Origin of the sequence: Paenibacillus sp. PK4536, from assembly GCF_028594455.2 — a bacterium.
Taxonomy (GTDB): Bacteria; Bacillota; Bacilli; order Paenibacillales; family Paenibacillaceae; genus Saccharibacillus; species Saccharibacillus nuruki.
In genome coordinates this window covers 3,473,913-3,488,907 of record NZ_CP126313.1, presented here as the reverse complement: position 1 = coordinate 3,488,907, position 14,995 = coordinate 3,473,913, and the positions used below count along the sequence as shown (strand labels likewise).

The 14,995-nt window shown below is 37.6% G+C and carries 11 protein-coding genes; 8 read left to right on the top strand and 3 right to left on the bottom strand.

Going from position 1 to position 14,995, the window contains the following annotated elements:
* Positions 1-17: 17 nt before the first annotated feature.
* Together PO903_RS15640 and PO903_RS15635 are read right to left on the bottom strand one after the other, a co-directional pair.
* Entirely contained in the window at positions 18-551 is a 534-nt protein-coding gene (locus PO903_RS15640) for a hypothetical protein (protein ID WP_273593887.1), read from the bottom strand.
* 131 nt (positions 552-682) lie between these two features.
* Positions 683-1,264: a hypothetical protein gene (locus PO903_RS15635; protein ID WP_273593886.1), complete on the bottom strand. Its 582-nt coding sequence runs from the start codon at positions 1,262-1,264 to the stop codon at positions 683-685.
* A gap of 589 nt (positions 1,265-1,853) precedes the next feature.
* Here PO903_RS15635 and thrS point away from each other — a divergent pair.
* Positions 1,854-3,767 (top strand): threonine--tRNA ligase, encoded by a 1,914-nt coding sequence (thrS, locus tag PO903_RS15630; protein ID WP_273593885.1) that lies wholly within the window; start codon positions 1,854-1,856, stop codon positions 3,765-3,767.
* Between the two features lie 124 nt (positions 3,768-3,891).
* On the opposite strand, the gene PO903_RS15625 is transcribed toward thrS, so the two are convergent.
* A complete protein-coding gene (locus tag PO903_RS15625; RefSeq protein WP_273593884.1) occupies positions 3,892-9,411 on the bottom strand; it encodes a cadherin-like beta sandwich domain-containing protein in 5,520 nt (1,839 codons plus the stop codon).
* A 247-nt stretch (positions 9,412-9,658) separates the two neighbouring features.
* On the opposite strand from PO903_RS15625, the gene PO903_RS15620 reads away from it, so the two are divergent.
* The 7 genes from PO903_RS15620 to PO903_RS15590 all read left to right on the top strand — a co-directional run bounded on the left by PO903_RS15620 (position 9,659) and on the right by PO903_RS15590 (position 14,955).
* Positions 9,659-10,144 (top strand): GNAT family N-acetyltransferase, encoded by a 486-nt coding sequence (locus PO903_RS15620; RefSeq protein ID WP_273593883.1) that lies wholly within the window; start codon positions 9,659-9,661, stop codon positions 10,142-10,144.
* 23 nt (positions 10,145-10,167) lie between these two features.
* Positions 10,168-10,686: a phage tail protein gene (locus PO903_RS15615; RefSeq protein WP_273593882.1), complete on the top strand. Its 519-nt coding sequence runs from the start codon at positions 10,168-10,170 to the stop codon at positions 10,684-10,686.
* 26 nt (positions 10,687-10,712) lie between these two features.
* Positions 10,713-11,231: a phage tail protein gene (locus tag PO903_RS15610; RefSeq protein ID WP_273593881.1), complete on the top strand. Its 519-nt coding sequence runs from the start codon at positions 10,713-10,715 to the stop codon at positions 11,229-11,231.
* 71 nt (positions 11,232-11,302) lie between these two features.
* Entirely contained in the window at positions 11,303-11,851 is a 549-nt protein-coding gene (locus PO903_RS15605; protein ID WP_273593880.1) for a phage tail protein, read from the top strand.
* Positions 11,852-11,882: 31 nt separating this feature from the next.
* The gene (locus tag PO903_RS15600; RefSeq protein WP_083243540.1) at positions 11,883-12,206 is read left to right on the top strand and encodes a DUF3219 family protein; all 324 of its coding nucleotides are present in this window, start codon (positions 11,883-11,885) and stop codon (positions 12,204-12,206) included.
* A 439-nt stretch (positions 12,207-12,645) separates the two neighbouring features.
* Entirely contained in the window at positions 12,646-13,821 is a 1,176-nt protein-coding gene (locus PO903_RS15595; RefSeq protein ID WP_069328196.1) for a family 10 glycosylhydrolase, read from the top strand.
* A gap of 219 nt (positions 13,822-14,040) precedes the next feature.
* Complete coding sequence (locus PO903_RS15590) at positions 14,041-14,955, top strand: DUF4097 family beta strand repeat-containing protein (protein ID WP_273593879.1); 915 nt, start codon at positions 14,041-14,043, stop codon at positions 14,953-14,955.
* Positions 14,956-14,995 lie beyond the last annotated feature (40 nt).

The window sequence follows — 14,995 nt, the reverse complement described above, 5'->3', positions numbered from 1 at the left end:
GTCTACTACTCCTTTGGTTATTCCATAGAATGATCAGGGTACTTTTCAATTTTCCCAACTTTCCATGATCCATCTTTTTCTAAATCCATACTGATAATCCATTCTTTTATTACTTCTCCGTAGATTTTGTTGCTGTTCTTATCCCAGCCTTTTACATCCACAGAAGTAACTTTAGTAGTTAGCATAGCTTGCTTTTCACTAATATACCATACTGTTGAATGATTAACTTTTATACCTTTTCCATAACTTTCGCTATTGCGATACAATTGATTTTGGATATATATTTTATAATTTTCTTCATGTCCCGGGCGTTTAGCATAATCTTTTAAATAGTTTAAATAAGGAGTGGAACGTGAAGATAGATACATTAGAAAATTCTGATCGTTATACGATTGAATAAAGTTTTTGAATCCGTTCTCAATTTTTGAAATCATATCTTTTTGATTTGATTGAGTAGTTTTTTTAATAGATACAGCTGTATCTGGAATATACCCAATATATTCATCACCATAACCTCTTAGTACTTTCCAACCTTTTCCACGATCTAGCAAGGTTAATTTAGTACTTATTTTTTTAACAAGAACGTTAGATTCTATTGTTCCTTCTACATAAATGATTGCTTTATTTCTTTGAATATAATCTACTTTGTAAATATTAGGCTTGATATTCCATACAAAATCATTTAAAAAAGGAGGAATTTGATAAAATACTTTTTTTGCATATCCTGATCTAAAATAGAAGGGTCTGGATAACGACTACCATCTCCATAATATTGTTTAAGTATGTTATAAAAGTCTGATTCATCATGTTTTCCCCAAGTTTCTATACTCAAATACTTTTCTGAACTATTGTAATTAGGATAACAATTCAACCCGTTTAAAACACTAATAATTGGCAAATAAAGTGTACCATTTATCATATCTCCCTCTACAGGAAATCCAGTCCATTTCGCATTAGAAGGAGCTATACCTGTTTTGTCGATACTAATATAAAATATTGAATCATCTGTGTATAAAGTATAAAATTCATACTCTTTATAATATTTCGTTTTAAAATCAAACTCTTGAAGGATATCATTCAAAGGTAACATCAAATATCCATCTTTAGTGTATCCCATGTGTTTTTTAATCAATTTTCCATTGAAGTCTACAGATATTTCAATCATTTTTTGAGAAGATACTGCAGCACTAATTTGATTATTTGATAAGCATAATAACATGCTTAAAATTAAAAAAATACTTATTTTAGTGAATTTTAACATCATACTTCTTTCCCCTTTTGGATTTTATTTTCTGTTTCATGTATTTATTGTATTTGCTAACTTGCTAACTGTCTCGTTATATTTTAATTATTTTATTATTCAAATCTATTTCGAATTTTGCATATATTGAAATTATTTAATATATAAATTTTATTTTTCTATGCATTTGTACTCATTACGTTACATTCATTCCAAATTTAGTCTTGACCTTTGGCAATCACACTCCTATAATCAGGAATCAATAGCACATCCCAAATAAATATCAGGCTTTGACCAAAGACATGATTCATATTCTGCACTGCCCAGAGAGAAAAGCGATTGCTGAGAGCTTTTTCAGTCGACAAATGTGAAATTACCCCTTTGTAGCCGTAGTATTGAACAGATGGTACATCGTGATCATCTTATTAGATAGTACCGCCTAATCCCCGTTAATGGATTCCAATGAGGACTTTTCTCTGCATGATCATAGCGTATTTAGCTATTTCTACAGGGAGGTCAAATTAGGGTGGAACCACGAGCCAAGCGCACTCGTCCCTTTCTGGGACAGTGTGCTTTTTTGCGCTTACTATTCTAATTATTGGAGGAATCTATAATGTCTATTCACATTTCTTTACCTGATGGCTCGATCCGTTCTGTAGATTCACCTGTATCTATCGCTGAGTTCGCTTCTTCGATCAGCACAAGTCTTGGCAAACAAGCCATTGCCGGCAAGATCAATAATCAACTGGTTGACCTCAATACTATCATTGATCAAGATAGTGCGGTTGAGATGATCACACTGGATGATGCTGAAGGATTAGCCATTTATCGTCATAGCACTGCTCATCTAATGGCACAAGCGATTAAACGCCTTTATAGTGATCAACAAGTGAAGCTAGGCATTGGTCCTGTGATTGCAGACGGATTTTATTATGATATTGATATTGCTAACCCTTTGTCTGTAGAACAATTAAGAGATATTGAAAAAGAAATGAACAAGATTATCAATGAAAACTTGCCGATCGTCCGTAAAGTCGTTAGTCGTGCAGAAGCATTGGCTATTTTTACAGACATCAATGATCCTTATAAATTAGAGTTAATTCACGATCTGCCGCTAGACGCAGAAATTTCAATCTATGAGCAAGGTGAATTTTTCGACCTTTGTCGTGGTCCTCATCTTCCTTCCACTGGCAAAATAAAAGTATTCAAATTATTGCATGTTGCAGGCGCTTACTGGCGCGGTGATGCTAATCAGAAAATGTTACAACGTATCTATGGAACAGCTTTTGCCAAAAAAAATCAATTGGATGAACATCTTCATATGCTAGAAGAAGCGAAAAAAAGAGACCATCGCAAACTGGGAAAAGAATTGGATTTGTTTATGTTCTCAGAAGAAGCACCCGGTATGCCGTTCTATTTGCCTAAAGGAATGGCTTTGCGGACAGAATTGGAGAACTTTTCACGCGACATGCAATTGAAAAATGGCTATCAAGAAGTTCGTACACCGCTAATGATGAATCAGCGACTTTGGGAACAATCCGGTCACTGGGATCATTACAAAGACAATATGTATTTTGCTCCTGTGGATGCAGAAGCATTTGCTTTGAAACCGATGAACTGTCCGGGACATATGTTGATCTATAAAAATGATCTGCATTCTTATCGTGAACTTCCTATTCGGATGATGGAGTTCGGTCAGGTACATCGTCATGAATTCTCCGGTGCGCTTAACGGTATGATGCGTGTGCGTACTTTCTGTCAGGATGATGCTCATATCTATGCGATGCCACATCAGATTGAAGATGAGATCAATCAGGCGATGACACTTCTCGATGATATGTATAAAGTATTTGGATTTGATTACAAAATCGAATTATCGACTCGTCCAGCAGATTATATGGGTGCAGATGAGTTATGGGATCAGGCTGAACAAGCGCTAAGTAATGTGCTGGATCATCGAGGAATTGAGTATACACTTAATGAAGGTGATGGTGCCTTTTACGGTCCCAAAATCGACTTTCATATTCTAGATGCGCTCAAACGTAGCTGGCAATGCGGTACTATCCAACTTGATTTTCAAATGCCTGAAAAATTCGATCTGACTTATATCGGTGAAGACAATCTCAAGCATCGTCCTGTTGTGATTCATCGCGCGATCTATGGCTCGATCGATCGCTTTCTAGGTATACTAACAGAACATTATTCAGGTGCTTTCCCTGTCTGGTTAGCTCCAGTGCAGATTAAAATCCTACCTGTTTCTGAACATTATATTGATTATGGATTGCAAGTGAAACAACAATTGATCCAAGCAGGTATTCGTGTTCAGATCGATATTCGTAATGAAAAGTTAGGTTACAAAATGCGTGAAGCTCAAATGCAAAAAGCGCCTTATATCTTGGTTGTTGGTGAAAATGAGAAAAATGCTAATTCTGCTTCTGTTCGTCAACATGGCGGCGCTGATCTAGGTGTTCTTTCTATAGAAGAAATTATTTCAACAATTACTCAGCAAAATAATGCTAAGTCATAATCAAGTGAACGTTATTTGAGCAACATTTTTCCAAAAGAAAAAGAATCCTTTAGCAAATTGCCTAAAGGATTCTTTTTTGTACATATACTATATTATTTGAACATTGCCTATCATCTGCACCATCTTAGATTAATTTAGCTAATTTGAGTAGACGTTGCATAACGGTTGCTGTCTCTGCTCTACTCATTTGACCTGTTGGGTTCAGTAATTTGCCATTCCCTTGAACTACACCCGATGACAACACTGCTTGAGTGGCTGTCTGTGCCCAAGTGGCTACTTTGTTTTGATCGGAATAGCTGCTTAATGTAGCGCTACCTGCTGTTTGTTGTAGTTTGACAATAGCGATCGCCCGGTTCAGAATCACAAATGCTTCTTGACGAGAAATCGTTTGAGTTGGACGGAATGTACCATCTTCATATCCATCGATTAAGTTGTACTTATTAGCGACAGTTACAGCACCCATATACCAATCAGATGTCGATACATCTGTGAATTTGGAAGAGGTTCCTGTATCCGATAAACCTAGAGCACGCACTAGAATAGCTGCAAATTCTGCTCTTGTCACATTGCTATTCGGATTAAAATGAGTTGCATCCACTCCATTGACAATAAGACGTGAAGCCATATCATTTACCGCTGATTTCGACCAATGATTAGCTACATCTGATAATTCTTCTGGATTCCAGATGAGACCATAATTACTATTGGTCAAGCTGTTAACGACTGCATAATAAGCTTCGCCTTGCTTAGCAACCGCAGTAGGCACATGATGAATATTTTGCTGTGCATCGACAACAACAGCTGTTGTAATACGACTAGGATCATATGTTGCTGGAATTGGTAATTCGCGTTTGACATAAGTGGTAAATTCATTCACCGCTGACGTCTGATTATTGTAAGTAGCTGTAACATTGAAGTCTACTGGAGCTACCGCTACTATAAATCCATCACGAGCAGCACGATTATTCAGTGCATTAATCACTGCATCTGTACTACGAGTAATAGTGACATTGACTTCTAGCTGTGCTGAATTCGCATTGTTACCAAGTTCCCCTGCTAATTGTTGAATACGCAATTGAGTAGAAGGTAATGTGTAATTGCCTAGTACAGTCTCAATACGTAAAGTTGCTTGTGCACCTGCAAGAATCTGTACTGCTTCCCCAGTTAATACAGTATTGATCTTGTCAGCACTCGCTTTGACAGGAATAATAACTTGTGGAGCATTGCCTTCATTGGCTAACAAGTTGCCTAATTTATCGGTATCTACTGTGGCTGTAAAAACAGATTGACCATTTTGTTGATTTAATACTCCTGTAGCGATTTGTTCAATTTGTCGTCCATTGACGATAATTTCAAAACCACTTGATGTAGATGGCGTTGTAGGTTCTGTTGTACCTGGGTTTGTGCCCGGCGTACTAGAATCATCTGGATTACTCGATCCGCCACCGCCTGAGCCAGAGTCCGATTTCTTATCACGTTTGATCGTGATCGTATACGATTGTGTAGCACCATTTTGAGCAGTAACGATAATCGTAACTACATTCTCTCCTACAGACAAAGCAATTGGATCCGATGTTCCTGCATCTGCAAGTACTTTACCATTAACGGTTATCGTTGCATCTGAATCATATACCGATGCTGTAACCGTAATATTGTTTGTAGCGTTACTTACACTCATATTATAATTATTGATTTCTGGATTAAATACTGGACTGAATACAAGTCCATTAACGGTTAATCCTTTGAGATTGCTTCCACTTGAAGCGGATTTAGCTTTGATAATCAGATCAAATGTTTTGGTATCTATAACACTTCCACGTTGGACTTGAGCAGTTAAGCGAACGTTCTGGTCACCTTCACTATAGGTACTGCGTGTGACTGTACCTGTAGAACTTACTCGTTGTGGATTGCTTGATTCCCATGTAATAACGGTATTATTATTTCCTGTTAGAGCAAGTCCTACATTTTGGGTGACTGCATTGGCAGTATCGCCATTTGCATATTGTACTTGCAAAGCATTCATATCTTCAGCTACTGCCTGTACATCCGTAATTGGAAGAGATTTGACTACTACGGTAAATGTTTTAATCGACAGTGCTGCATTTTTCTGAATCAATGCATTCAGAGTGACGGTCACATCAGGATTAGGATAAGATGGACGCGTGACTGTTCCGTTATTTTGTATCACGCTTGGATTACTTGTGGTCCAATTGACAGTAGTAGCGTTAATTCCTGTGGTAGGCAACGTAAGATTCTGCGTCACTGAACTCTCACTGTCTCCTGCTGCATAGCCAATCACTAATGTATTATATGCTTCACTTACAGCATCGGCATCACTAATATTGTTACGGGTAACTGTAATCGTATACGTTTGTGTGGTTCCATCTGTCATCGTAATCACAACTGGAATCGTGTTACTTCCTACAGCCAAAGGAACAGTCGTTGCTGTAGCACTAGTAGCATTTATCCCTGCTACTGTTAATTGTTGAGGTGTAGTGATGGTTGTTGGTGTGACTTGAATGGTGGAAGATGAATAATTAACTGTAGCTGTATATGATGTTGTAGCCGTATCAAACACAGGATTCAATGTCCCAGCGCTAATCGTTAAATTACTTAGATTAGGATTTTGAAGACGTTTCACTTGAAGAGTATACGTTTTGATCGAATTATCTGATGCTGTCACTTCAATAACAATACTATTATTTCCTGTAGCAAGACCGACTATTGTTGCAGTACCACTTGTAACCAAATTACTATCGATTCTCACTACAGCATTAGGATCATCTGTCGTCGGCGTAACACTAATATTACTGGTTGCATCATTGACTGAAGCTGTATAAGACGTAACTGTCGCATCAAATGCTGGCGACAATGTACCTGCACTGATCAATAAGTTAGCTAAATTAGCATTATTCGTTGCAGCAGCCCGTGTTACTGTAGTAGTGTATGTTTTGGTCGTTGTTCCATCTTGCGCAGTGACTATAGTGGTTATGGTATTGTCTCCTACATTTAATGCAATACTTTGTGAAGCATTTCCACTACTTACCGCAACTCCATTTACAGTCACACTTGCTGCACTATCCGCTACCGTTGGTGTGACAGTCAGACTACTTATATTATAACCAACAGAAGCTGTATAACTGGTTGTTCCTGAGGCAAATGTTGGAGATAATATACCCTGACTCAATACCAAATTAGTTAGATTAGCATTAATGCTTACTGCTCTAGTGACAGTAATTGTGTACGTTTTAGGCGAACCATTTTGCGCGGTTACAGTAATTGTAATGGTATTACTTCCTACATTTAATGGAATACTTTGTGAAGCATTTCCACTGGTTACGGCATTTCCATTCACCGTCACACTTGCTGTATTAACTGCTGTAGTCGGTGTGACTGTAATACTTGTTGTTGCATTACTCACACTAGCCGTGTAACTGGGTGTTGCTGAGTTATATGTGGGAGATAAGGTTCCCGAACTTATGGATAATCCGCCTAAATTATTATTACTATTTGCTGCTCTAGTGACAGTAATTGTGTACGATTTGGTTGTTGATCCCTCTTGTGCGGTTACTACCGTTGTAATCGTATTACTACCTACATTCAATGCAATCGCTCCTGAAGCATTTCCACTACTTACTGCGACTCCATTCACGGTTACACTTGCTGTAGCATCTGCTAATGTGGGCGTTATGGTAAGACTTGTTGTTGCATTGTTCACACTAGCGGTGTAATTGGTTGTTCCTGAAGCAAAAGCAGGAGACAGTGTTCCCGAACTTATGGATAGTGCACTTAAATCGGCATTTGTACTTGGAGGTGCTGCGCGAGTCACAGTCACTGTATATGTCTGAGTTGTTGTCCCATCTTCTGCAGTGACTACCGTTGTAATCGTATTACTGCCTACCGCAAGAGCAATACTTCCTGAAGCATTTCCACTTGTCACTGTTGCTCCGTTAACCGTAACAGTTGCATTGGTGTTAGATACTGTTGGAGTAACCGTTAGACTGGTGACATTATTAGCTACGTCAGCCGTGTAACTTGTTGTTCCTGAGGCAAACGATGGGGATAACATTCCCTGACTAATTGCTAGGCTACTTAAATTGGCATTGGTGCTTGGGGCTGCCGCACGAGTCACAGTCACTGTATATGTCTGAGTTGTTGATCCATCTTGCGCTGTAACTATAGTTGTAATCATATTACTGCCTACTGCAAGAGCAATACTTCCTGAAGCATTTCCACTGGTTACCGTAACTCCATTTACTGTAACTGTTGCATTACTATTGGCTACTGTTGGGGTAACCGTTAGACTCGTAACGTTATTAGTTACGTTAGCTGTATAACTTGTTGTTCCTGAGGCAAACGATGGGGATAACGTTCCCTGACTAATCGCTAGACTACTTAAATTGGCATTGGTGCTTGGGCCTGCTCGTGTAACCGTGATGGTATACGTTTTGGTCGTTGTTCCATCTTGTGCTGTTACTTCTACTGGAATCGGATTGCTTCCTACGGATAAAGATACCGTTCTAGCTGTTCCACTCGTAGTAGCAGTTCCATTCACTTTGACAGTAGCATTCGCTTGATTGACTGTTGGGGTGATATTAATAGTAGTGACACCAAATGCTACACTTGCAGTGTAACTTGTAGTGCCTGAGGCAAAGGTTGGAGATAATATTCCTTGATTGATCGAAAGAGCATTAAGTGTAGCATCAGTACTTGCTGGTGCAATAGCTTGAGTTCTAATGCTTCCTGCATCACCTACAGCTGTAAATTGATTACTGCTTGATGCTATTCCATACAAAACGGGCGTTGCATTCGGTGTTTCAGAAGTCCATGATGTACCATTACTCGAAGTCAAAATAACTCCATTTGTAAAAGTTCCATCTATGTCTCCAACAAGTACATATTTACCAGTATTATAAGCAATATCATAAAAAACAGTTGCTGACGCTCCAGAAATCGGTTGAGGAGCATTCCAACTTGTCCCATTGGTAGATGTTATTATTTTTCCATCTGATGTTGCGTAAAAAGAACCGTTTAAAAATCTAACCGAATATAAGGAGCTACTTCCTGCAATCGGTCCTCTATTGGTCCAATTTACACCATCTGGTGAACTATAAGCTATTCCATTCGCACCTACGGCTACAAAGATGTTATTCCCATAAGCAACTCCTAAAAAATCATCTGAAGCAGGTTTTGTATTTGTCCATGTGATAGCATCTGAGGAATAATAAATATCGCCGCTATTGGCTACAATCACATAGGTAGAATTAGCATAGGTAACACCACTTAAATTATTAACAGTAGAAATACTGTGTTCTGTCCAATTTATCGCATCACTAGAAGTGAAAACATGACCTGCATTACCAACAACTACCCATTTTCCTCCTCCATACGTAACATTCAAAAAAGATTCGGTATAAGGTGTTGGGGCAGTATCGACTGTACGTTCTGTCCAGGTAGCTCCGTCAGTAGAAGTGACCACTTTGCCACCTTCAGCTGAACCTACCCACATTCCATTTCCATAGGCAACTTTATAAATGGCTTGATTGGTATCAGATGTCACTGTTGTCCATGTGGTAGCCGCAGAAGCTACGTTGTTACCTGACCACCCTTTCGAAGTCAATACTAGAATTAAGGCTAACATCATACAAAAAAATCTTTTATACCTGTTAAAATAAATAGGTTTTGTCAATGTTTTACCCCCTTCTATCTGCAAATCATAAGCGTTACCATCATCAATAACAGAAGCACAAATAATCTTACATATAACATAGTTTATTTTTGACAAAAAAAATAGATTTTTTTATGAAAAATAAATATATTATGTGTTTAGTGGAATATTTTCGGAATTTTGATTAGAATGAGGGTATCTTGAAGAAGGGAGCGATCCAAGTATGCCTTTAAAAGCCGCAACAGAGCAAGATGCGAGCTTTTTATTCAAATTATTTGAAGCACAGAAAACAGCAGAATTAGAATTGTATCACGTCGATATTCATTTTAAAAATAGTATTATCTCTATGCAGTGGAATTCTAAAAATCAAAGCTATCTGCATAGCTTTCCTAATCTTCAAACATTTGTTATTTTACACGAAGAACAAGCTGTAGGTTCTTGTATGATCGATTACACACCTCAAGAAATACACATTATCGATATTCTGATCTCCTCAACTTTCCGCAATCTTAGTATTGGCACACTCCTTTTCAAGCAATTACAACTAGAAGCACAACAACACAAGATTCCTCTTCGTTTACAAGTAGCTGTAGATAATCCAGCAAAACGATTGTATGACCGCTTAGGATTTAACATTTATCAATCAGATCCAGTCTATTTATCGATGGAATGGATACCGTCCTCTTTTCAATCAACTATATCTCACTAATCTAAATGCTAGGAGTGAAGACGATGAGTGAAGCTTTTGTAGGCGAAATAAGAATGTTTGCTGGCAATTATGCTCCTGAAAATTGGGCTTTTTGCGATGGACAATTACTTAGTATCAGTGAATATGACATTTTATTCTCATTATTAGGAACTACTTATGGTGGAGATGGACAGACTAATTTTGCTGTACCTGATTTACGTGGTCGTCTGCCTATTCATATTGGGACAAATACAGGTACAACTTATACTTTGGGACAGAAATCAGGTTCAGAAACAAATACGCTACAAACGAGTGAATTACCCCCACATACTCATCCCGTCAAAGCCACATCCGATACAGCTACTATCAATACGCCTGCAAATAATACATGGGCTTCAACCGCAACTAACCTTTATTCTAATGTCACCACAACAGATGTAACGCCAATGGATTCTACAGCAGTTTCTATGAACGGCGGTGGTCAATCACATAGTAATATGATGCCTTCTCTCACTATTTCATTCATTATCAGCTTAATTGGAATCTATCCATCAAGACCCTAATTTATTATTTAGAGGAGGATTATACTATGGAACCGTTTTTAGGCGAACTTCGGATATTTCCTTATGATTTTGTTCCAAAAGGATGGCTAGCATGTAATGGACAATTACTACCTGTCAATCAAAATTCTGCTCTCTTTTCATTATTAGGAGTCGTTTACGGCGGAGATGGAAGAACGACATTTGCTCTACCTAATTTACAAGGACAAGTTCCACTTGGAACAGGAGTTAATTCATCTGGAACCACATATGCATTAGGTCAAAAAGCTGGCGAAGCCAATCATCCACTTACTGTTACTGAGATGCCTCAACATAATCATAATATAAAAGCATCTTCTGCAACTGCTTCTTCCAAAACACCAACAAGTAATGCTTGGTCAACACCAGCGCCGAATACTTATAAGCCTTCTACAGGTGCAACAGCCGTAACATTAGCGCCTAATGCTCTTGCTAATGCTGGGACAGGGACAGGTCATAACAATATGCAACCTTATTTGGCACTGACCATCTGTATTGCCACTACCGGACTTTATCCACCTCGTCCTTAATAGATATAGAACGTTTCACATCTATAGGTGTAATACAAGCAATCATCATATTATTAATGGAGGTATCTCTTATGGCTGATCCATTTGTAGGCGAAATTCGAATGTTTGCTGGAAATTTTGCACCCCAAGACTGGTTTTTTTGCCAAGGACAAGAATTAAATGGAGCAAATTATAATCAACTTTATAGTGTTATCGGAACTATTTATGGTGCAGGAACAAGCCCAAATACATTTAAATTACCTAATTTGCAAGGTAATGTTCCTATGCATCAAGGTACAGGTGCTAACCCAGCCTTGACTCCCCATCCTATCGCAAGTACAGCAGGTACAGAAACAGTGACATTATCAGCAGTAGAAATGCCTCTTCATAATCATATTCCACAAGCCAAAGCTATTCCGGGCAATACTACTTCTCCAAATAATGCTCTTTGGTCACAATCTCCAAAAGTAGGACCTTCTCAATCACAAATTAATCTATATGCTGTACCTAATTCTACAGTTCCTATGGATCTACTCATGGTACAAAATACAGGTGGCGGTCAACCCCATAATAATATGCAACCTTATTTAGCTTTAAGCTTTATTATTTGTTATAGTGGAGAATATCCTATTAGATCTTAAGATTTAACCACTAGAAAGGAATTGGTACACCATGTCTATTCGTTCCACAGAAGCGATTCCTGTCTATTTAGACACTTTGCAATTGAATGCTTTACAGTTCCAACATGAACAGGTCAGCCATTCGATTCAAGAAAAGAGTCGTCATCTTCTTACTTTTGATTTTGTCATTACTGGCAATCAAGAGTATCATGATGTGACTTCTCATTTATACGGGCAGACTTTTGATGTTAAAGTGCCTTCTCACGATCTTCATTTCAAAGGAACGATTCACAACTATTCGACTTCTGTACCGAAGCTGACTACAGAGGAAGATACCGTCAATGTTCATTTAGAGCTTATGGAGATTCAAGAATAATCTCTAGATTATAGTCTTCCTATCAAAAAGCCTTTATAAGAACTGAAGCGCTTGTAGACTTCAGTGAACTTATAAAGGTTTTTTTGCGTGGATTTTTAATTTTTTTGAAAATATCATTAAAATGTGAAACTTTTTACCTTTAGGTTACGTATTATATAGTATACCTAATCAAATTGATTCAATTTTGGCTAAAAATCATTATTCTCATGGAAAACTGCGAACCTTTTTCTCTATTATGTCTGTTTTTCGTCTAAATGCGACAATTGACATAGACTTCTCATGGTGTCGTTCATTGATTATTCATATTATAATGGTATAGTTACGAAAGATAAGAGCGTATAGGAAAATAATTGAATTGAGAAGTTATTCATTATTTATAACTGACAATAACTTACTTTCAGCAAAAATACACATGTATTTCGGAGAGGATCTAACTATTATGAAAAAACTTACTTATTCTTTATCTGCTGCTTTATTGGCTCTTACGATTATGCCTTGGCAAACATCAACAGCTAGTGCTGAAGAAGCTGTTGCTACGGTAACTCCTTTTACAAGTGAAATTACAGTTCAAACAGAAGCTAACTTTACTAATGCAGCAACAGTGGATACGTTTATCAAACAAGCGGTTCGTAACCATGTGTCTGTTATTAATATGACAGTCAAACAAGACAGCGATGTGAATGGATCATCTGGTTATGTTTTCTATAACAGTGAATTGGTGAAAGAAGCTACTGGATTCACAGAATTCGATGCATTGGCTGATGTGATTGATGAAGCTCATCAATATGGAATCAAAGTGAACGCTGTTGTTCCACAATTCCAAGATAAAGCGGCTATTGATAAAAACTCATCTTGGCAAATGCGTACAATCAATGATAAAGGAAGAGTTTCAGCTTACACAGGTATGAACGGAAGTACCTACTATGTAAATCCTTTTGAACCTGATGTACAAACGTACGAACGTTCTATTATTAAAGAAGTCGTAACTAATTATAATGTAGATGGCGTTGTATTAAGCGGTCTTGATTTTGATACCGATCGTGTAGATATGAATACTTCTACTCGTAATGCATTCCAATCTGCTAATGGATTCGATCCAGACACGATTGATTTTACGAAAAGCAACAGTAACAAATTAAACACTTGGAACACTTGGAAAGCAGAGCAATTAGCAGCTTATGTAAAAACAGTGAATGAAGATATCGCAACAATCAAACCTGATCTAGCACTTGGTGTATTCACGGTATCTCCTACTTTAACAGGTACAAGCCAAGATATTTCATTATTTAAAGATAGTGTAGACTTTATTCTTCCTATCGCTGATTTTCAAACTTTAGGTTATTCTGCGGATTGGGTATACAGTAACAATGGTATCCTTAAAGCAACAGAAGCTAAATTAGCAACAACAGTGCCAAATGCTAAAACAACTACTGAAGAAAAACCAGCGGTAACCATCATCCCTTCATTAAATATTGAATTAAATACAGCTGATGTACAAAATATCTACAACGGTATGCGTACCAATGCTCCAACGATTACATCTGTAAACTATGCAGTTAAAGGTCAATGGACTGACGCGATGTTCAATAATGTTGGTGTTCGTAATTCATTCTAAAATCAATCATTTGAGAACGTAAATCATCTCAGTTACATTTCAACTCCCTTCCTTCTACGGATAGGGAGTTTTTTCTATATTTTTTTAATATCTATCTTTGAGAAATGAAATCTTTGACTGTGTTATCATAAGTACTGTACTATTTGTATGACTAAATATAAATATGGAAAATACATACAGACTGAAGAAGATAAGTACAATGAATCTGGAGGAACTATTATGAAAACAGTCATCAAAAAACGTGTCGTTATTGGACTTATCTGTGTTGTTGCCGGTATTATTGGTCTAGCTTCTAATAATTTAGGATTAGGTGGCAAACCCGGTTCTCTTGTACATAAACAAATATGGGAATTATCTGGTGGGCAATTGAAAGCATTAAGTATCTATTCCGCTTATGACGTGCAGGTGGATTTTGTGTCAAGTACAGATGGTAAAGATACTGTTCAATTTGAAGGTAAGCTAGATCAAGGTATCTCCAAGCAACTACAACAGACAACGATTCAAAACGATACCCTACAACTGTCGTTAAAAGAAACAAGTAATGGATTTAATTTATTCCATTGGGATGTGACACCTGCTATTCAACATATTACAGTTGCTTTAACAGGTCCAGCTCAATTGCAACAATTTAATATGCATGTATCATCTGCTCATACAACACTCAAAAATGTAACAGCTACCAACATACAACTCCAAACCAGTTCGGGCGATGTAAAAGCTTATGATTTGAAAGGCAAAACGCAATTAGCTACTTCTTCAGGTGATATTCGCTTAGAACACTGGCAAGGTTCTACGCTCGATCTAGCTTCAGGTTCCGGCGATATTTATGCGCAACGCTTAGATGGAGATGTTCATACAAACGCAAGTTCCGGTGAAACCGAAATTCAGCAATTAGGCGGAGAAGGTCATATCGAATCGCAATCTGGTGATATCTTAATCACTCTTCAAAAAGGAGCACGTAATCTAGAAGCTTCTGCTCAATCCGGCGATATTGAAATCCACACTAACCATCAATTTGAAGGTTCATATGAAGCCCATACGAACTCAGGCGATGTGGAAGTTCCACCTAATGGTACAAATAGTCCTTATATGATCAAAGCCAATACGTCTTCTGGTGATATTGAGATTGAATAAGTATCCTCTGGATTATAAAGGTGAATAGATTATTATCTGT

Excerpts from the sequence above, each read along its gene's own strand:
- thrS (WP_273593885.1), top strand. The coding sequence starts at position 1,854 with ATGTCTATTCACATTTCTTTACCTGATGGCTCGATCCGTTCTGTAGAT.
- PO903_RS15615 (WP_273593882.1), top strand. The coding sequence starts at position 10,168 with ATGAGTGAAGCTTTTGTAGGCGAAATAAGAATGTTTGCTGGCAATTAT.
- PO903_RS15620 (WP_273593883.1), top strand. The coding sequence starts at position 9,659 with ATGCCTTTAAAAGCCGCAACAGAGCAAGATGCGAGCTTTTTATTCAAA.
- PO903_RS15605 (WP_273593880.1), top strand. The coding sequence starts at position 11,303 with ATGGCTGATCCATTTGTAGGCGAAATTCGAATGTTTGCTGGAAATTTT.
- PO903_RS15600 (WP_083243540.1), top strand. The coding sequence starts at position 11,883 with ATGTCTATTCGTTCCACAGAAGCGATTCCTGTCTATTTAGACACTTTG.
- PO903_RS15595 (WP_069328196.1), top strand. The coding sequence starts at position 12,646 with ATGAAAAAACTTACTTATTCTTTATCTGCTGCTTTATTGGCTCTTACG.
- PO903_RS15610 (WP_273593881.1), top strand. The coding sequence starts at position 10,713 with ATGGAACCGTTTTTAGGCGAACTTCGGATATTTCCTTATGATTTTGTT.
- PO903_RS15625 (WP_273593884.1), bottom strand. The coding sequence starts at position 9,411 with ATGATGTTAGCCTTAATTCTAGTATTGACTTCGAAAGGGTGGTCAGGT.
- PO903_RS15635 (WP_273593886.1), bottom strand. The coding sequence starts at position 1,264 with ATGATGTTAAAATTCACTAAAATAAGTATTTTTTTAATTTTAAGCATG.
- PO903_RS15590 (WP_273593879.1), top strand. The coding sequence starts at position 14,041 with ATGAAAACAGTCATCAAAAAACGTGTCGTTATTGGACTTATCTGTGTT.